15 protein-coding genes are annotated in these 18,470 nt (G+C 44.9%); 11 read left to right on the top strand and 4 right to left on the bottom strand.

Annotated elements, in window-relative coordinates:
* Positions 1-138 precede the first annotated feature (138 nt).
* The 11 genes from Q7S57_01150 (at position 139) to Q7S57_01100 (ending at position 11,337) form a co-directional block, all read left to right on the top strand.
* Positions 139-1,299 (top strand): ATP-binding protein, encoded by a 1,161-nt coding sequence (locus tag Q7S57_01150; GenBank protein MDO8511852.1) that lies wholly within the window; start codon positions 139-141, stop codon positions 1,297-1,299.
* Positions 1,300-1,482: 183 nt separating this feature from the next.
* Positions 1,483-2,091: a hypothetical protein gene (locus tag Q7S57_01145; GenBank protein MDO8511851.1), complete on the top strand. Its 609-nt coding sequence runs from the start codon at positions 1,483-1,485 to the stop codon at positions 2,089-2,091.
* Positions 2,066-3,685 carry a hypothetical protein gene (locus tag Q7S57_01140; protein ID MDO8511850.1) on the top strand — a complete coding sequence of 540 codons (1,620 nt, stop codon included), beginning with the start codon at positions 2,066-2,068 and terminating at the stop codon, positions 3,683-3,685. The genes Q7S57_01145 and Q7S57_01140 overlap by 26 nt, the downstream gene beginning before the upstream one ends.
* 5 nt (positions 3,686-3,690) lie before the next feature.
* Positions 3,691-5,739, top strand: a complete 2,049-nt coding sequence (locus tag Q7S57_01135; protein ID MDO8511849.1) for a hypothetical protein — start codon at positions 3,691-3,693, stop codon at positions 5,737-5,739.
* 76 nt (positions 5,740-5,815) lie between these two features.
* Positions 5,816-6,493 carry a hypothetical protein gene (locus tag Q7S57_01130; GenBank protein MDO8511848.1) on the top strand — a complete coding sequence of 226 codons (678 nt, stop codon included), beginning with the start codon at positions 5,816-5,818 and terminating at the stop codon, positions 6,491-6,493.
* Positions 6,494-6,655: 162 nt separating this feature from the next.
* Entirely contained in the window at positions 6,656-7,120 is a 465-nt protein-coding gene (locus Q7S57_01125) for a PrgI family protein (protein MDO8511847.1), read from the top strand.
* 51 nt (positions 7,121-7,171) lie between these two features.
* Positions 7,172-7,522 (top strand): four helix bundle protein, encoded by a 351-nt coding sequence (locus Q7S57_01120; GenBank protein MDO8511846.1) that lies wholly within the window; start codon positions 7,172-7,174, stop codon positions 7,520-7,522.
* Positions 7,523-7,557: 35 nt separating this feature from the next.
* Entirely contained in the window at positions 7,558-8,373 is an 816-nt protein-coding gene (locus Q7S57_01115) for a hypothetical protein (GenBank protein ID MDO8511845.1), read from the top strand.
* A 114-nt stretch (positions 8,374-8,487) separates the two neighbouring features.
* Positions 8,488-10,377, top strand: a complete 1,890-nt coding sequence (locus Q7S57_01110; GenBank protein MDO8511844.1) for an ATP-binding protein — start codon at positions 8,488-8,490, stop codon at positions 10,375-10,377.
* A 4-nt stretch (positions 10,378-10,381) separates the two neighbouring features.
* Positions 10,382-10,909 carry a hypothetical protein gene (locus tag Q7S57_01105; protein ID MDO8511843.1) on the top strand — a complete coding sequence of 176 codons (528 nt, stop codon included), beginning with the start codon at positions 10,382-10,384 and terminating at the stop codon, positions 10,907-10,909.
* A gap of 26 nt (positions 10,910-10,935) precedes the next feature.
* The gene (locus Q7S57_01100; protein MDO8511842.1) at positions 10,936-11,337 is read left to right on the top strand and encodes a hypothetical protein; all 402 of its coding nucleotides are present in this window, start codon (positions 10,936-10,938) and stop codon (positions 11,335-11,337) included.
* Here the strand turns inward: Q7S57_01100 and Q7S57_01095 are convergent.
* The 4 genes from Q7S57_01095 to Q7S57_01080 form a co-directional block, all read right to left on the bottom strand.
* On the bottom strand, positions 11,325-12,644 hold the full coding sequence (locus Q7S57_01095) for an O-antigen ligase family protein (protein ID MDO8511841.1): 1,320 nt from the start codon (positions 12,642-12,644) through the stop codon (positions 11,325-11,327). The two genes, Q7S57_01100 and Q7S57_01095, sit on opposite strands and share 13 nt — an antisense overlap.
* Entirely contained in the window at positions 12,641-15,673 is a 3,033-nt protein-coding gene (locus Q7S57_01090; protein MDO8511840.1) for a glycosyltransferase, read from the bottom strand. The genes Q7S57_01095 and Q7S57_01090 overlap by 4 nt, the downstream gene beginning before the upstream one ends.
* A 315-nt stretch (positions 15,674-15,988) precedes the next feature.
* Positions 15,989-16,948: a glycosyltransferase gene (locus tag Q7S57_01085; GenBank protein ID MDO8511839.1), complete on the bottom strand. Its 960-nt coding sequence runs from the start codon at positions 16,946-16,948 to the stop codon at positions 15,989-15,991.
* Positions 16,935-18,359 carry a flippase gene (locus Q7S57_01080; protein MDO8511838.1) on the bottom strand — a complete coding sequence of 475 codons (1,425 nt, stop codon included), beginning with the start codon at positions 18,357-18,359 and terminating at the stop codon, positions 16,935-16,937. The genes Q7S57_01085 and Q7S57_01080 overlap by 14 nt, the downstream gene beginning before the upstream one ends.
* Positions 18,360-18,470 lie beyond the last annotated feature (111 nt).

The following is an 18,470-nucleotide window of genomic DNA, read 5'->3' as shown; positions in this document are numbered from 1 at the left end:
CATAGATTAGTTAATCAGGGTTGAACCTTGGACAAGCTTGTCCAAGGTTCAACCCTGGTGGTGCGTAATTTCCTTAACCTGTGAGGGGTTACTTAGTTACCACTATACAAATACCGCCGGTATCTGTATAGTGACTATATGAATACTATTATTCGTCCGATAATAAGCAAGCTCGAAAAAGAGCTTACTACGAAAGAAATAATCGTTTTGACGGGAATGCGCCGTGTTGGAAAGACAACGGCCTTAAAATATCTTTTTGATAAAGTTACGTCGGAAAATAAAGTGATGCTTGATTTGGAAAACCCTCTGCACCGCAAAATTTTTGAAGAGGAAAATTATGACGCGATTTGGCAAAACCTTTTGCCGTTTGGAATAAATAATAAAAAATTGGCTTATCTTTTTCTCGATGAAATTCAAAACCTTCAAGGCGTTTCTTCCGCGATAAAATATCTGTACGATCATTACAACGTCAAGTTTTTTCTCACAGGATCAAGCAGTTTTTATTTAAAAAATCTATTTTCCGAAAGCATGGCGGGCCGAAAGATTGTATATGAGATTTATCCCTTAAATTATTCCGAGTTTCTCAATTTTAAAGGAGTAAAACGGCTTTCACAAGCAAAAAACAAAATCAACTATCAAAAGCTGATTCCTTATTATCGGGAATATCTGGAATTTGGTGGATTTCCGGGTGTTGTGGTTGAGGAAAATCCGGAACGAAAAAAATTGTACCTTTCAGATATATTCCAATCGTATTTCGAACGAGACGTTAAAAACCTTTCCGATTTTAAAGAAATTGCCAAAGTACGTGATTTAATTCTTCTTCTTGCTTCGAGAGTCGGATCAAAACTGGACGTTTCCAAACTGGCATCGGAAATGGAACTTACCCGGGTAACCGTTAACAATTATTTAAATTTTCTTGAGCAAACGTTTTTTATCACCCTGTTGCCCAGGTTTAGTCGGAATGCCGATGTAAAAGTGTCCGGCAGAAAAAAGGTTTATTTTTGTGACTGCGGTATGGCAAACTTTTTGGGGAAAATTTCGGAAGGACAGCTTCTTGAACAGAGCATTTTTCAGATTTTGAGGATAGAAAACAACCTTACTTATTCTGATCAAGAAGGGGAGTCGGAAATTGATTTTATCGCCAATGATAAAACTGCCTATGAGGTTAAGGTCACACCCACTAATCGAGATGTTACCAACTTGCGTTCGCGCGGAAAAAAAATCGGTATTGAAAATCAGACTTTAGTTTCTCTTAATTATTCCGCGCTTAAAAATGTTGTTTTAGCGACGGACCTTTGAGAAATAAGACTCACGCTACGAATCGTCGTGTTCACCTCCGAAGTGGTCCACGCTCTTTGTCCCTCCGTAGCCTTGTGCGAAGGGGGATGGACTTCTTCGGAGGTGGTGTGGGTTAGCGTTGACGACGAACCGACCGATACCACAGAATTCGTCAGTGTTGTATACTTACTCTGCCCTTAGTGTATGCAAAAGAAAAAAACAAAAAACATTCTACATCCTGTACCCTGCCCCCTGTACCCTTATGCGACTAAGACTCTTAGACGCCTCGCATTTCTATTTTCAATAGTGTTTCTTTTCTTCAGCCTCGCCACCCCCGCTCTCGCCGATCCGCATGCCATGTTCTATACCGATAAAGGGCAACAACAAGTCTTCTATAATTTCTTGGCCGCGCTTAACCAAGCGGATTACGTGGAAGCACCAAACTCCCCCGACCCCTATACCCCTCCATCACCGCCATCAACTAGTTATAACCCTTCCAATCCGGCCCGCATCTACTCTGACGAAATAGTTGGTAACTACATTGCTACGCGAGGCGGTTTACCGACTCCCGGGCCATCGGCGCAACCGGAAACACAGGAACGCAGTAACCTGCCACGCATTATGGTGCGTCAGGTTACCTCCGATAACGGCGACGCCTTTTACCGCCAACAATTGGCCCAACGCGCATACGCGGAAGAAGTTCGCTCAATTTTGTCATTTTTGGTCTGTCGCAACAATGAATTGATTTACGGCCCGTCAAACTCCGACGGATCATCACTTTGCCCTAATGAAACAGGAAATGCGTCGCGGTAAGGTTATCAATCTCAAATTGCTTTTCATTGGCATTATTGTTGTGTGTGTTTTTGCAATCTCAACAACACGGAAAGCCGAAGCCAACATTCCGTGGGATTTTGTATTAAGAACATTACAAGAATGGCGCGCGGGAGGCGCTGTTGCCGAACCGGACAGCACAAAGGTTCAGTGGCAAGGAACCAGATCAATTTACAATCCCTACAACGCCTACTTTGCTCCAATTTTTCGCGCCCTGGAAGGCGTCATGGGTATCGATTTGAGTGGCACCGGCCGTGAGACAAAAATGCCCAACACACTGGAATCGTGGGGAAAAAGTCAGGTTCCACAGGAAGAGCTGGATTATTACAAATTTATCGCCTTACCACAAATGTTTCAGCTAAACAGCCCTGCTGATAGCACTACTTCATTACACCAAGAAGCAACCGACCTACAAAGTGGCCAAGACGATAAGTTCACGTGGGCAACATTAATGGAAATGAGTTTAAATCCTCTTAAAAACCCAATGGGAAGAGAAATGCTCGCCAGGGCGGAATTGCAGGACGTAAAACAACAAGTAAGCGATACTATGCAAATAGCGACCAATTCCAGCAACCTGCCAAAACTTATTGATGAAGAAAAATACGGTACCAATGCAAGTCCTAATCCCGGCACTACTCGAGGTGCTTCTACTGTCCGTGGAACAGGATCGGTATTGGCCGCGACAGACGAAAAGCCGACACCGGACACATCTAAAAATGCCATTGGTATTCCTGCCAGCTTGGTTAAAGCAAAAGCGGATACCACACTGTCGATGCAAGTGGCGGCCGAGATTGTGCCAGGTGGCACGTCGTCAGTGGCAGACTCGGATCCTGCGCTCAGTATGCCACGCGCTAACGGCACCCGCGAAAAATTAAAGCAAGTTAAATCAGTTTCCTACCCTAAACTAACAAACGAAGGTTTAGCGGAAAACGCAAAAGACATAGGGTGGAACCTTAATTCCCCGCCAATGTATGATCAAATTGCGATGGAGCCATTTCTTGCCCAAGGGCTTGCGATGGTTACTAACGCAGTAAACAATCAAAACGCGATACACTCGAACGCCGGTAATTTTTTTGGTGGCACAACACCGGGCATGCAAGATTTATTCGGACAAAACGGATATAACAATGCAATCGGTGATTTGTTTGGTGGCGGGGGAGGCACCGGGGGGAGCGGAGGAGGTAGTGGGGGTGGTAGTGGAAGCGGGGGAACAGGCGGTTTACCCGGCTCACTCCAAGATATTCCAACCCAAAACAACACCTTCGCGACAACTTGCGCGAATAAGGTTCCCGCGATTTCTTCAGACGAAGCCAAGGGCGCCGCGGTACTTCTTGGTCTGCCGTTAGCGCAACCAAACGAACAATGGCAATCCTACTACTTGGATGCATCTTCTTTATATAACGTCTCCGGTACGACAAGTAACGGCCCAACAACCATTAGCACGAGCCAGTTTCCAACCCCCACCCAGTGTGTTTGGGCAATAAAAAATCGCAACTCACTAAAAGGGGTTTATTCCGCCATAATCGAAGATGTTCGTAATACTGCCGGCCAAAAATTTCTAATCTACATCCCCTAATCGTGATGAAATTATTTTTTTCATCACTAATATCTCATAAAAAAACCTTACTGGTTCTGTTTTTAATTTTGGCATCTACGGCAGTATTATTTTTTTCAATACAAACAGTACAAGCGCAAGCACCTCTTGCTTCTGGTGCTAGTTTTATTTCTAGTGCTATTGCGCTCTTTGCGAAACGGGGGCTTGAAAACGCAACATTTCCCGTAGTTGGTTTTTTAATGAACGCAGTTTTGCTTATTGTGGACCTAGTGAACTATATGGTGATGGCTGTTTTGATGATGCTACTGCAAGTAGCAGGGCAATTTATCGACCTTTTCCTTGCTGTTAATAATTTAGCGGGTTCAAAAACAATCCAAGAATTTTGGAAGTTTACACGCGATATGCTCAATTTTGTCTATATTCTCGTGCTTTTGGCAATCGCTTTCTCGACCATTGTTGGTTTGGAACAATACGGTATGCGACGTCTTCTGCCAAAATTAATTATTTCCGCCCTCCTGGTAAATTTCAGCCTGGTAATTGCCGGTTCTTTCATCCAAGTAGCCAATGTGATGTGCACCACGGCTATTCAAGGACTCGGCGGTAATGCAAAATGTGGTGATATGGCCACATTTGGATCCGAAGGTACTCCCTCTTCCAGATTAAGTTTGGCCCTAACAAAATCAAGCTTCATTGCAGACGCTATCACCCTTTCCTCGAGCAAATTAATTGGCACTATCGCGTTCCCCATGCGTACGGGCGGTTTACAAGGACAGCTAAAATTTACAGGTGACGGAATGACTCAAGCTAATTTTTCTACCATCTTTTCAGGGTTCATTCGAATAATTTTTATCGGGATGTTTTGTGTTTCAATGATCACGCTGGCCCTTATGCTGGGTGTACGCGTGGGTATTTTGGTAGTGCTTTTGGTGCTGGCTCCCGTCCCGTTTGCTCTCGGCATTGTGCCTCAAGCAGAAAGCTATGCCAAACAATGGTGGACAAAGTTTATTCAATACACCTTTTTCCTTCCGGTTGTAATTTTTTTACTGGTACTAGCTATTAGAATGGTGGATATGGGGATGGGAGGCAATACGGGTTCCAAAGGAATCTTCCAAGAATTAATCTATGGCAACGATTCAACAGGTGGCGATCAGTTGGGTTTCTTATTTAACTTCGCCAATATGTTCTTTGTTTCCTTGTTTATTATCATGTCTATTGTTGTGGCGCGTGCCGCCGGAATTCTTGGCGCCGGCGCCGCCATTGGTTTCGCGCAAAAAGTAACCAAAGGCACCGCCCGAGCGGCGGTTGCGCCGGCACAGTTGGTAGGAAAGGCGGCTCTAAATTACGGTCGAAACAAGACAGGAATAAGTGCTACTGGGCTTTATTCCGGTGTTAAAGAGGGTTGGGCAAGTCGACGTGCGGGCCAACTTGCAAGCGCAAAAACTGGCAGATCTGCTCAATTTGGTGCCGGTATTTTCGGTAGCAAGTCAGCAAGCGATGCCGTCTACAACAAAGCAGTAGCGGAAAACCAAAAAGATATGAAGGGTATGGATGATGACACCCTAAGAGCCAAAATGCATGCTGGAGGCGCAGAAGGAGCGGCTGCGGCTATGCAATTAATGGAAAACGAATCACTTGGTAAAGTTAAAGAAGATGCAAGCAAAAAAATTAAAGGAGACTTTAGCAAAGAAATTCTAGACCGTATTCCAAAATCTTCCGCCGCTCGTCAGAAATATGAAAAAGCATGGACAAAGAGTTCACCGGAAGCGGCCATCAGAGCTATGAACCCCAATGACAAAGACCCCGAAATACAAAACAAGGTCGTAGAAGCTTACAAGAAAATGAAGCCTGAGGATTTTGCCAAAACAGATGCTGGTGAATTTAAGAAAGCCATGGGGTATGCAGGAAGTAATGATATATTAAGCCAAGCGCAAGTAATGGCCGCCGCCTCTTCGTCCGACAAAGAACTTGCGAAAGCCGTTTCCGCAAAAATTGCCGAAATGGAACTTGATACAAGCTTCAACCCAAAGAGAGATGCAACCGTTGCTTATGCGAGAAAAATCAAAATGCACAAATAATAACATACAAATACCCTGGTTCAATCGCAACAATGAGCGTCCAAGTATAAACAGAATTAATCCGTGAAATATATTTATGGCATTATCTAAACAAACAGAAGAAGAACGAGCGAGTTGGTGGCTGTTTCTTAAAGCCAACCCCATCGGAGTGGACCCCAACATTATCAATCCGGACGTTATGTCCGACCTGCCGGAAAATGTCCGCCAAACACTCTGGGCAGAAACAACGTCTTCTCTAATTTACCTGCTTGGCGATGAAAATGGTTTAAGTGAAGATCAGATTTCCGATATCGCCCGCACGATTCGCGAGATCGCTTTGGGTAATATCACTTCCGGCAATCTCACGCAGGAATTAAAAAACAAGCTCGGCACAACGGATGCGATCGCCCAAAATATTGCTTCCAAACTGACCAAGGAACTTATCGCCCCAAATTATTTCCAAATTTCCCAGCTTTACGAAAAAAAACACCGTGTAGGCGCCGTACCAACGAAAACTTCCGCTCCGCGTCAACCTCTAGCCGGACGCCCGTTGGAATCACTCGAACAAAAACGGGCTACGATTGAAGCTACAGCTGTTCCGGGCAAACCAACAACCTCAATGGGTGACTGGGCAGGGGATCTGGAACCGGAAGATCAATCAACCCAAATAGTTGCCAATAAGCCGTCGAGAAATGTTGTGGATCTGCGAAAGTCACCTGAACCACTGCCAAGCAAATTACCTCCAACACCACCAGTAGTATCGCGTCCTGAATAACATTTTTGTATATTGTATTTGGTATATAGTATATGGGGAAGAGAAAACTTTGTGCACTTCATATACCATATACTAAATACAATATACAAATCTTGTTCCCGACTTACTACACATTAAGAAACATAAAAATAACTCAATCAGGTAAATATTAAACCCACCCCCGTGCCCCAACAATACCAAGTTCCCCAATTCGTCGATGTTGAAGACAAAATATTTGGCCCCTTAGACACCAAACAATTTGTCATGTTCATCGTGGCCTTTTTGATTATTGGTGCCTTGTGGGTCTCGCCACTGCCACCGCAAGCAACAATCATTCTGGCAATACCAATTCTTATCTTCACCATTCTCTTGGCCTTTTACAAAATTAACGGCCGTTCCTTCACTTGGTATATGTATTCCATCGTCCATTTTTTCTTCACTGGCAAGCAATTCATTTGGGAAAGACGCTGGGAAGCCGAGACCATCACGCTCAAAAAAGAAGCATTAGCCAAAGAAGAAAGGAAAAATACTCCTGGCGCGCCAATCAAGAAGTCCTTTGACGGAACACGCATTCAAAAACTAGCTCGCATTCTTGATACTTCGGGGCACACAGTGAACGAGGATGCTGAGGCTCCTGCGGGCTTCTGATGAGGGTACAGGGATCAGGGGACAGGGTACAGGATTACTAACGAATGACACATGCGATCACATAAAGAACTCATCGTTTGGCAAAAATCTTTTGAACTGACCAAGGCTATCTATATAGCCACAAAAAAATTTCCAAGAGAGGAAATGTATGGAATGACAAGTCAAATGCGCCGCGCCGCTTATTCAGTGCCAACCAATATTGCCGAAGGATACAGAAGATCAACAAAAGAATATGCGTACTTCCTATCAGTTGCACTTGGTTCGGCTTCGGAGCTAGAAACCTTCCTTCTTCTTTCAAGAGATCTAAGCTACATTTCCGAAAATGAAATGAACATTTTATACAACCTAAATGAAGAAATTATTCGTATGTTATATAAAATAATCAGTGGACTGCGTCCTTAATTTCCTGTACCCTGTACCCTGTACCCTTAGTAGAAATGGCAAACACAAATCTCACCCCGAAAAAGAAAAGTAAGTATTCCGCACAGCAATATCTCGACATTGCGGAAATTCGCGATGGTGTTGTAATTCTCCGTGACGGTTCGTTCCGTGCCATCCTCATGGCCAGCAGTCTCAACTTTGCTCTCAAAAGTGAACAAGAACAGGACGCCATTATTTTCGGTTACCAAGATTTCATTAATTCCATCTCCTTTCCTATCCAAGTCTTGGTAACCTCCCGCCAAATTGATATCAAACCCTACTTAAAAGAGCTAGACCTGCGTGAAGAAGGACAGAACAGCGAACTAATGAAAATTCAACTGCAAGAATACAAGGAATATATCAAAGAATTGGTAAAAGTAAGCAATGTGATGACCAAGAATTTCTACATCATCATTCCTTTTGGTGTTTCCCAGGTGAAAGAGGAGGGGAGCTTCTCTAAGTTTTTTAAGGGGCTAAAAATTCGTGGTGGCCTCTCCGCCTACAACCAAACCGAATTTGAACGCTACAAAGACCAACTTTGGCAGCGTGTGGACCAAGTGGCCGGTAACCTTCGTAATCTTGGTGTGCGTTTAGTGCCGATGAACACCCAGGAAATTATCGAACTTTTCTATACGCTTTATAATCCGGACACGTCTCGCAACCAAAGATTGCCCTACATTGAGGACTTAGATATTGAGGACGCCAAACCGGAAACAATCGCGGAAATCGCGTCCAATGAACCGGACAATAATTCAAAAAACTTTACCAAACAAGCCCCCGATCTCGAAGAAGCGCAGAGACTTTATCAAGAGCGGCAATCACGAGACGTATGAACACCCGCCAGTCATTGCGAGCGAAGCGAAGCAATCCCTTCAGTTTCGTGACGCGAGAGATTGCTTCGGCCTTGAAAGGCCTCGCAAAGACGAACTTAAACCAACACAAACTCCATGCCTCTCTTCTCTAAAAAACCCGATACGAGCAAACAATCCGCTGTTTTGCGTCAACAAAAACAGAAACTTGAACAACACGAAAAGATTTTTCGCGAAGGTGTGGCCACACTGCGCGATATTATCGCGCCGTCCGTATTAAACATTACTCCGCGTTTTGTGGAACTATCCGGGGAGTTTGTGGCAACATTGTTTACCTTCACTTATCCGCGCTTCCTGCAATCAACTTGGTTGGCGCCAATTATCAATATGGATGTTGAGCTTGATATATCCATGTTCATGTACCCGCTTGATTCCGGCACAATCCTCAAAAATCTCAAGAAGAAAGTAGCCCAAGTGCAAGCTTCCATTGCGATGGCGCAAGAGAAGGGCCAAGTACGCGATCCGATGTTGGAAACCGCCTACCAAGACATCGAAGAACTGCGTGACCGTCTTATCCAAGGCACGGAAAAGTTTTTCAAGTTAGGTATCTACTTCACGGTTCACGGCAAGGATAAGAAAGAGTTGGACGATGCCGTTGCCAGAATCGAAGGGGTTTTGGAAGCAAAACTAATTTACGTAAAACCGGCTATTTATCAGATGGAGCAGGGTTTTGTGTCCACTCTGCCAATTGGTCACGATGTTCTGCAAGTGAACACGAATATGAATACATCCCCCATTTCCACCACTTTCCCGTTTGTCAGCTCCGACCTTACTTCCAACACCGGTATTCTTTACGGCATCAACCGCCACAATAACTCCCTGATCATCTTCGATCGCTTTTCGATGGAAAACGCCAACTCGGTGATCTTCGCCAAGTCCGGTGCCGGAAAAAGCTATACCGTTAAATTGGAAATTTTGCGCAGTATGATGTTCGGCATCGACGTGATCGCTATCGACCCGGAAAACGAATACCGCTACTTGGCACAAGCTACCGGTGGCACTTTCTTGCGTATTTCTATTTCTTCCGAACATCGCATCAATCCGTTTGATTTACCGCCGTTGCGCGACGACGATAATCCGGAAGACGTTTTGCGTGAAACCATTACTCACATCACCGGTCTAATCGGAATTATGGCGGACGGCCTCTCCGCGGAAGAGAAGTCTATCGTCGACCAGGCTGTCTGGGAAACTTATGCTCTCAAAGATATCACCCCGCAAAGTCGAACATTCAACATTGAAGCACCGACCTTGGAAGATTTCTACAACATTCTAAAAGATATGGACGGCGGGAAAGATTTGGCCCTGCGTATTCAACAATTCGTTACAGGAACGTATGCTGGCGTGTTCAACCGCGCAACCAATATTGATCTTGGATCACAGCTGGTTGTGTTCAACTTACGCGATATGGAAGAACAATTGCGCCCCATGGCCATGTACGTGGTTTTACAGTTTATTTGGAAGCGCATCCGCGCCAACATGAAAAAGCGCATTCTGGTAATCGACGAAGCGTGGGTACTGATGCAACACGAAGAATCGGCCCAGTTCTTATTCGGCATCGCCAAGCGTGCCCGCAAATACTATTTAGGCGTTACCACGATTACCCAGGACATCACCGACTTCTTAACATCACGCTATGGCAAGCCGATCGTTACCAACTCCAGTATTCAGATTTTATTGCGCCAATCGCCGGCCGCTATCGACCTTATTGCCGACACTTTCTATCTAACGGAAGGAGAGAAGTATCTGTTGCTCGAGAGTGATGTGGGGGAAGGCCTGTTTTTTGCAGGGCTAAAACACGTTGCCATTAAAATCGTGGCCTCTTACGCGGAAGATCAGATCATCACCAGTGATCCTCGCCAGGTTTTGGAAATTGAGGCAGCGCGTAAAGAAATGGCGCAAGACGATATGGATAGCTCCAATATGGGAACCGGTGTTATCGAACCCGTCAGTGAAGTACCTGTAGAATAAAGTAATGTCCCCAATCGATAGTCTGTCCGGCCAAGAAGAACCAAACGAAGAGGAAATAGGGGCCCGAGAAGAGGAAGAACGCCAAAAAAGAAATCGCTCCGAGCTTCGAAATTTTGCCCTTCGCCAAGGAACTCAACAGATTAAACAAGGCTTGGCAAAATCCGCTGCAACTGAAGCCGGAAGCGCGACAACACAAGTAGCCGGCCAAGCCGCAAAAACAGTAGCGAGTTCGGCCGTTAAAACAGCAGGTTCACAACTAGTGCAAACCGCCGGCCGTGCCTTAGTGTCCGCCACATTACAGGTTCTTGCTTATGTCGGCGCGGCTAGTCTGCCGGTTATTTTTGTAATCTTACTAATTATTCTCTGTGTGATAATAATGATAATTCTTATTGTTTATTATCAACAAAATTGGGATTACTATGTAGGAGGCTACTCCAAACTATTCCAAGACATAACAAATAACCCCGCCACAACGGCAAATGAAATTATTCAGGGTACCTGGATAAATATAAAAAGTTATTTTGGTTACTAAGAACTATGTGGTAAAATTATTTTAATATGAATTTCACCATCCGTGACCGAAAACTATTTTATGGAATCCTTCTAATAACATTTCTATTTTTTAGCATAATAGGTACAAGTTTGGCGGCAACCAGTAGCGACGACCTCAATAAACCTATAAAAAATGCTGATGATATGCTTGGTCTCACACAGGCCCTTCTTCAACTTGGAGTTGGGCTTTGCGTGCTTGCGGCCGCTATATACATCGCTATTGGTTCATTCTATTACTTCGCCGCGTCCGGTAATGCGAAATTTGCCGAAGAAGGAAAACAGATTATTACAAGGTCGATCCTTGGCCTTGTGATAGCACTAATTTCGTGGGTTATATTGAACACTATTCACCCGCAGTTTGCCGAGGAACTTAAAAACCCAAAATTCGGTAACGGTCAAAGTAAATAAACCCACCAAATCAGCGCCAGGTCGTTTTTCCAGTAGGGGACGTCGAATAGGCCGAAGATGATTAGCGTCAGCAACGCCACACCAAACATTATCCGATATTGATCATGCGTTTCTTTAAGCGCGACGATCAATCTTTTTAGAGCCAACACCAACAAAACAACCATCGCGCCGAGCCCAAGTAAGCCCGTATTTAACCAGAAAGATAAAACCACATTGTGCGGATCACGCACGACCCACTCGAGAGGAGATATTAAGTCAAAATTGGAAAACCTTCTTAATTCATCTTGATAGCTTGGTTCAAATGTTCCTAGTCCTGTTCCCAGAATCGGATGCTGTTTGATCATTCTAGACGCCGTATACCAAATCTGTTCACGGGCAATAAACGACGACGATTGTTGATTAAATAAATGAGATAGTTTTCCGGTTGATATTTGTAATCCTAAACCCAAAACAATCAAGAGTGCGATCACTAAAAATCCTTTCCATCCTTTATTTTCCATTAAAATTATGACCAATACGGCAATTGCTACGGCGATTATGCCTGCCAAAGATTGCGTCGCAATTAAAACTGAACCAAAAACTACTGCTAATAATGCAAATACTAATTTATGTCGCGCAACCAACCGTACCGATCCAGGAACGGAGCAACCTTGCTCCGTTCCTGGATCGGTCGCCGGTAAACCGAACCTCCCACGCCAACTCAATAAACTACCAACCAAACTCATCGCACATAACGGTGCAACAATTAGCGCCAACGAGTTCGGTACATCGTAAATCCCCTTAAAACGCCCAAAATCGACGCCAAAACCCATCGTAAACAACGAAAGAATCACGCTTACAAGCCCGCCAAGCAATAACGCTCTAACAATACCCTCCGCCCTTTTTTCCTTTTCAACGAGAAAAAACAGCGTTAACGCGTAAAGGATTGGCTCTACCACCATCGCTTTCCAATATCCCCAAGCCGTATACGGGTGTGGCGCGATTAAAGCAGATATGGTCGCTCCAATCAAAAACAATCCGCAAAAGATTATGGTCGATCTGCTTACTACCCGTACCGATCCCGGAACGGAGCAAGGTTGCTCCGTTCCGGGATCGGTACGATGGTTAATCACAAATTCCACCCACACGCCCAACAAAACCGCTACTAAAATTATTTCCAATAGGGTGGATGGTAGCCCGAAAATCTGCGCTTTTACCAAATACGCCGAGCTAAATACAAGCGGTAAATAAATCGCGATTTTAGGTCGGGTGAGCGCGAATAAAAAACAAGCCATAAAGATCAGGATTGCCGGAAAGAGCGTAATCATGTTCTTTTATTCGTGCCAATCAAAAGCGCAACGGGCAACAACAAATGTATATACGTAAAACTTTGAATAAATTGTGCGTGCGCAAATAAAGCGATCAAAACCAACAAAACACTTAAGGCTTCCGTTTGATTTTGGCGAGCACCCGCAATTAGTCCGGCAACAAATCGACTCATTCCAAACAATAAAATCACCACACCCCATATGCCTACGGTTGCAAGAACTAACAAAGTAAAATTGTCGGTCCCAGCCAAGGAATGAATATTTTGGTTCATCACGTTTCCCGAAGCCATTTGCTCAACTCCATAAGCGTTGTATCCCATCCCAAACAGGGGGAAATTTTCAAAATGCCAAATCGCTTGTTGCCAAGATTGCAGACGCAACTGCACGGTGGGGTCGGCCAGGGGTGCAACGAAAATACGTGCCGATAAAGCGGGGAACAGTAACAACGCCAACACCAAAACGGTAATGACCGGCACAAATATCCGCTTGATCTTAGTAAAGATGAAATAGACAACCAACATCGCAAACAAAGCCAAGAATGACGCCCGCGAACGGGTTAGCGCAAGGGCGGTAAAAATAATAAGTCCGACTAATCCACTCAACATCAAGCCGAACCTCTGTACCGCTCCAGGAGCGGAGCAACCTTGCTCCGCTCCTGGAGCGGTACAGGTGCCTAAAATCAGCGCGAGCGCCATCACAAAAAACATCCCTAGAAAGTTTGGATCTAACCACGTTGAAAAAAGGCGCAATTGGTGTGGGTCCCACCCACCGCCGGAATACCTAAGAAAAAGTTGTGAAAAAAATGTATCTCCTTGGGGTGGCAGGGAAGGCAACACCAGTAACTGCAAAAAACCAAGCCCCACTAAAACTATCGCCACCATAAGAATCGTCTTGCGGGCAGAAGAAAAAGACACGCGCAGTACTCGTACTAATGGGATTAACGAGAGAATCGCAAACAATCTCAAGCAATACGAAAAAGCAATAACAAAATCCTGTACTGGCAATCTCTGCCAAGCCAAAAGAATTCCCGGCAGAACTGCCACCGGTAACCACCAACCCCTGACCACAACATCTACCAAGACGGGCACTCGCCTTCGAGCAACAACCGCGTAAAACAAACCAACAAGAACCAATGGCAAAATAAAATCCGTCACCGTGCCGTTAATAGCACCACCGCTAAAACGGACCGTTTGACCAAACACGATTGAACCGGCAAGCAACCACAAGCCGACGTGTGGCCACTTTATTGTTGCCAGTATCGCAACCACAGCAATCCCAAGAACACTTATCAAAAGCCAGTGGTTTGTGGTCGCCCCAAATACTGCTATTCCCACCAAAATCAAACCAATAACCAACTCAACCCAAGACCTAAAGAAAAAACGAAAAACAGATAACGCTAGATATTCCCACATTGGCCGATGTGCCAAAAAATATGTCCCCTGCGAACGATCATAAGCCTGCACCCTTTGTTCTTGATTGGCGCTCTTGCCTCCCTGATGAAGCACCCGCATTTGCGGATCCAGGTAAACACCAAAACCCGCGTCCCGCATTCTCCGGCACAAATCCACATCTTCAAAATACAGGAAATAACGTTCGTTGAATCCACCGATATTGATAAAATCCTCTTTCCTTATACTAAGAGCACCACCCGACACCCAGGGCACCAGGGTACAGGGTACAGGGTACAGGATTTGAGGAAATAACAAATCGGTTTTATTTAATCTGCCGAAGTGACTCAACAATACATTCCTCAAACTTGGAAATGGCATGGCTTGCCATTTTTCGGGTGTTTCCGGCGCAGACATTAAGAAACCACCGACAATACCGATATTGTTTTGTCCCCCAAAACGTTGTTCTAACATACTAAGCGCCCCATCCATAAGAATTGCATCAGGATTAAGAAACAAGAGAATGTCGCCTGTTGCTTGCGACGCGCCCAGATTTGCCGCCGAAGCAAAACCGACATTACGCAGTTGAATATATTTTGCCGTTGTACAACTTTGGTGTACAACAGTTTTTGTATCATCCGTTGACCCCGCATCAACGACGATAATTTCTGTCTTTAATCCAACCGATTCTTTTTGAACCGATTTGAGACAGGCGGCGATGTCATTCTGTGATTGATGTGTGACGATAATGACCGATAGAACCGAACCCCGAACCACTCCCGAAGTGGCCCACGGAGCCACTTCGGGAGTGGTCGCAGGTGCGTGACGCCCACCTAAATTATTCCTTGCGTCTCGCAACGCTTTTACAATCTCTTCTCGGCCCCTTATTCGCGCCCACAGCAAACGTAACGGCTCCAAACCAATCAACCACAGTTTCGCCCAAAAAGGCGCGTATTCACGCACAAACAACGCGCCGTTTCGCACCAGATAATAAGTCTTCAATTTACTTTTCGACAACGACTGTGACACAAGATGGGGAATAACAGGTGTTTCCGCAAAACCCAATTGCCAACCTTTCTCTCGCATCCGAAAACCCCAGGCGACGTCCTCCCATGTATGGAAATAGACTTCCGGCATATCACCGACATCCAAAAAACATTTTTTGGTTATCAGTAGAAAAGCCCCCGACACATAATGCATTTTTTTTATTGATTGTTTGTTGAACACAAAATGTGTTCTTCCACGAAACCAATCAACAAAACCGCCGGCCAAAGTAGGTTCTTTCTGACCTTCTGAAACAGTCGCCCCAACACAGCCGAAGCCTTTCTTAACCTCGGCCAGCATCGCTTCCGCCGACCCCGCCATATACAATAAATCATTGTTCATAATTAAGATATTTTCCGCTCCTTTTTCCAGCGCGTAATGTATCCCTGCGTTCACACCGCCCGCGTATCCTTTGTTTGAGGGCAGACTAATTAGTTTTGCAAGATCCGAAGTCACACCTGAAGGCATTCCATTCTCAACCACTACTATTTGATTATTATCCGCTTGAGCTCCAGCTTGCACGCTCAAAACCGCTTTTTGAGTCAGCTCTTGACTGCCCCAATGCACAATAACAAAAAAGGTGTCCTTAGATAACATAGGGTTTCCCTCCTTTATTCAAAGGAGGGCGAGGGTGGATTAAGTAATGAGCCATAACTGCACATATTATTAATAATCTCTCCCCGCCTCCCTTTGTTAAAGGGAGGAAACGCAAACCCCACCAATTTCAACTCCTTGGCTTTATTTTTCATCTTTGCATCATAAATGTAAAACTGTTCCCTATTTGTGTACAACTCTGTGGATAACATTGTGATAAACCAATCCGACCGCCAAATACACAACTTAACTAAATACGGTATTTGCGCTTTTGTTAGCCAATTTATCATAGCAATTAGTGACATTATTGCGACTATTCTAACTATTCACCTTATCCACACTTTTCCCCTTCTTTTGCATCGCCTGGTGAACACCAATGTAGAACGGGAGTGAAATTGCTCGCCGAAACAGTGTTTTCGCGACGATTCTTGTTTCACACCAAGAGGCCAAAAAACTGACAACTAAACCAATTGGGCCTCCAAAAACCAGCCTCCGTAGCCAGTACTTTTTGTGCTCAATAGCAAGATCGAGACCTTCAACATTTGGATGTAATTTCTTGAGCATCACGTACCCCATACCCACATTCATCATTCGTCTTTCAACATTCTCAAGTGTTACTTTATGACTATGCCAACCTCTCGCTTGCGGTTCGTAGAAAAGCTTAAAACCCCGGTCGGCAAGCCGGATGCCCAGTTCCAAATCTTCCCAGCCATACCCGGAAAAGTGTTCAGTATCAAAACCACCGGCGTCTTCAAACATCTTTTTTTTCAAGGAAATATTCGACCCGTAAAAATACTTGCGTGGATCGACAAAATTCTTGCCGGCAATTTCCCCAAACGCATTTTGCGGACCACCATGTTCCAAATAGACCATAAAGGGTGTGGGAGGCAAAGTGCGGTCCCATGTAACAAACCCAAGACAACCAATCTTGGGATCCGGATTTTCCAAATGCACCTGATAATGACGCAATAGTAAATTTTCGGCTGGCAAAATATCGCCCCCAAGAAAGAGCAGGATGGGAGACTTGGCCGTCATCGCGCCGGTGTTTCTGGCCGACCCGGCACCCCGCTTGCCTTCGACTAAAACATTTAAATAACCAGGTTTAATTTTTTGCTGTTCGTACAGGAAAGCCAGCGTTCCATCCGTAGAACCGTTATCGACCGCCACAACTTCGTGAAACATAGTTTTGTTCTGTTTCTCAAGCAATTCCAATATCCTCGGCAAGGTCGCCAGATTGTTGAACACCGGGATAATTACTGATAATTTAGGCGTCGACATGGTCTCGTCTAATGCCTAAACATTGTTTAACCTGTCGCCAAGACACGGCTTTTAACCAAAACAGTGCTACGGCATACGCAACAAGTCCACTGGTTACCCGCAAATAGTCGGGCCCTGGCAAAAACAGAAAAACAACAAAGGCAATAAATGCCAAAATAATTTTGGACGTACGTTTTGTGCCGATACCCCAAACACCATATTTGGCGAGAATTATTATCGCAATTGCGGTAGACAATATTTCCGTTACCAATGTCACCCAAGCGGCGCCCATGAACGAATAATGAGGGATGAAAATTGAATTAAGAACAATGTTCACCACGACCAAAAAACCATACAGATACACTAATTGTTTTTGCTTTCCGATCGCGACAATTGTCGACCCGAAAAGATTACCAAAAAACAGTACCGCCAATGCCAACGATAAGATTTGTAAGGCCGGTATAGCGGGATCAAAAGCAACTCCGCCCAGAATGCGCACAATGCTCGGGGAAAGTACCCACAATGTTGCCGCGAGAGGCAACCCTCCAAATAAATACATATCAAACGAAGATTTCAAGTGTGGAACCACTCCCGTCGCTTTTTCCGTGGAGGCTTGGGAAAAGATCGGCAAAAGCAATCCGCCAATCATCGCCGGGAAAAACAACAAACTTTCCAACACTTTATATGCCAAAGCGTAATAGGCCAGATCTTGCGCCGGTTTCATAAACGAAAGCATCACTGAATCTACTTTAAAAAAGATTACCGACAAGACTAATGACAAACCCATTGGCAATGCTTCTAAAAATAATTTTTTAAGTAGTGCCCAATCCGGACGGGAAAACAGTGAAAAATTGATTAGTTTTTGCGCGCCCCGCAGGTTGATATAAAAAGTAATGATTGTCCCTAAAACAAAGGCAACCAAAAAGAAATAAATACCGCGTTGTAGATATGCAAAAACTAAAACAGCAATTAGCTGAACTGCCCGGCCGGCAACCTCCGCCACCGCCGGTGCCATTAACCGTAACTTTTTTTGAAACACCCCCATAAATAACTGGCTACCAAGCTGGAAAGCAATTCCCCAAACACCAACCAAAACGCCAACACGAATTGCGTGCTGATAAGGCAAGAGTAACGCCAGAATTATCGCAACAATGATTGTTGCGATGATCGCCACCAAACGCAGTAGCCAAGCCGTTTCAAGAATTTTCCGTTCGTCCGCACCGTCCCGTGATGCTTCACGGGTAAAAATAAGGTAAAGCCCACCATCGGCAAAAATGGCCACTATCGATAAATAAGCCAACACCGCCGCATAAACACCATAAGCCTGCACGCCGGCTTCTGCACCTAACATTCCGATCAGCGCCCGCGTCATCACCGCAACAGTGGCAATTGAAATAATAGTGCCAACAACGCGTCCAAACGTAGAAATCATAGTGCCGCTAAAAAGGCGTGAGGGGAGAATCATATTAACACAGACCAGGGACCGACCCTGGACAGGCCAGACCAGGGTCGGTACCTGGTTGGCACCTACAACTAACTTGAT

It is taken from the genome of bacterium, from assembly GCA_030647555.1.
In the GTDB taxonomy this organism is placed as follows: domain Bacteria; phylum Patescibacteriota; class Andersenbacteria; order UBA10190; family CAIZMI01; genus CAIZMI01.
The sequence above is the reverse complement of the archived record's forward strand: the minus strand, read 5'-3'. Positions and strand labels throughout refer to the sequence as shown.

Coding starts and splice junctions, on each gene's coding strand:
- Q7S57_01090 (MDO8511840.1), bottom strand. CDS start 15,673: ATGTTATCTAAGGACACCTTTTTTGTTATTGTGCATTGGGGCAGTCAA.
- Q7S57_01080 (MDO8511838.1), bottom strand. CDS start 18,359: ATGATTTCTACGTTTGGACGCGTTGTTGGCACTATTATTTCAATTGCC.
- Q7S57_01110 (MDO8511844.1), top strand. CDS start 8,488: ATGCCTCTCTTCTCTAAAAAACCCGATACGAGCAAACAATCCGCTGTT.
- Q7S57_01140 (MDO8511850.1), top strand. CDS start 2,066: ATGAAACAGGAAATGCGTCGCGGTAAGGTTATCAATCTCAAATTGCTT.
- Q7S57_01085 (MDO8511839.1), bottom strand. CDS start 16,948: ATGTCGACGCCTAAATTATCAGTAATTATCCCGGTGTTCAACAATCTG.
- Q7S57_01095 (MDO8511841.1), bottom strand. CDS start 12,644: ATGATTACGCTCTTTCCGGCAATCCTGATCTTTATGGCTTGTTTTTTA.
- Q7S57_01145 (MDO8511851.1), top strand. CDS start 1,483: ATGCAAAAGAAAAAAACAAAAAACATTCTACATCCTGTACCCTGCCCC.
- Q7S57_01105 (MDO8511843.1), top strand. CDS start 10,382: ATGTCCCCAATCGATAGTCTGTCCGGCCAAGAAGAACCAAACGAAGAG.
- Q7S57_01120 (MDO8511846.1), top strand. CDS start 7,172: ATGCGATCACATAAAGAACTCATCGTTTGGCAAAAATCTTTTGAACTG.
- Q7S57_01135 (MDO8511849.1), top strand. CDS start 3,691: ATGAAATTATTTTTTTCATCACTAATATCTCATAAAAAAACCTTACTG.
- Q7S57_01130 (MDO8511848.1), top strand. CDS start 5,816: ATGGCATTATCTAAACAAACAGAAGAAGAACGAGCGAGTTGGTGGCTG.
- Q7S57_01150 (MDO8511852.1), top strand. CDS start 139: ATGAATACTATTATTCGTCCGATAATAAGCAAGCTCGAAAAAGAGCTT.
- Q7S57_01115 (MDO8511845.1), top strand. CDS start 7,558: ATGGCAAACACAAATCTCACCCCGAAAAAGAAAAGTAAGTATTCCGCA.
- Q7S57_01100 (MDO8511842.1), top strand. CDS start 10,936: ATGAATTTCACCATCCGTGACCGAAAACTATTTTATGGAATCCTTCTA.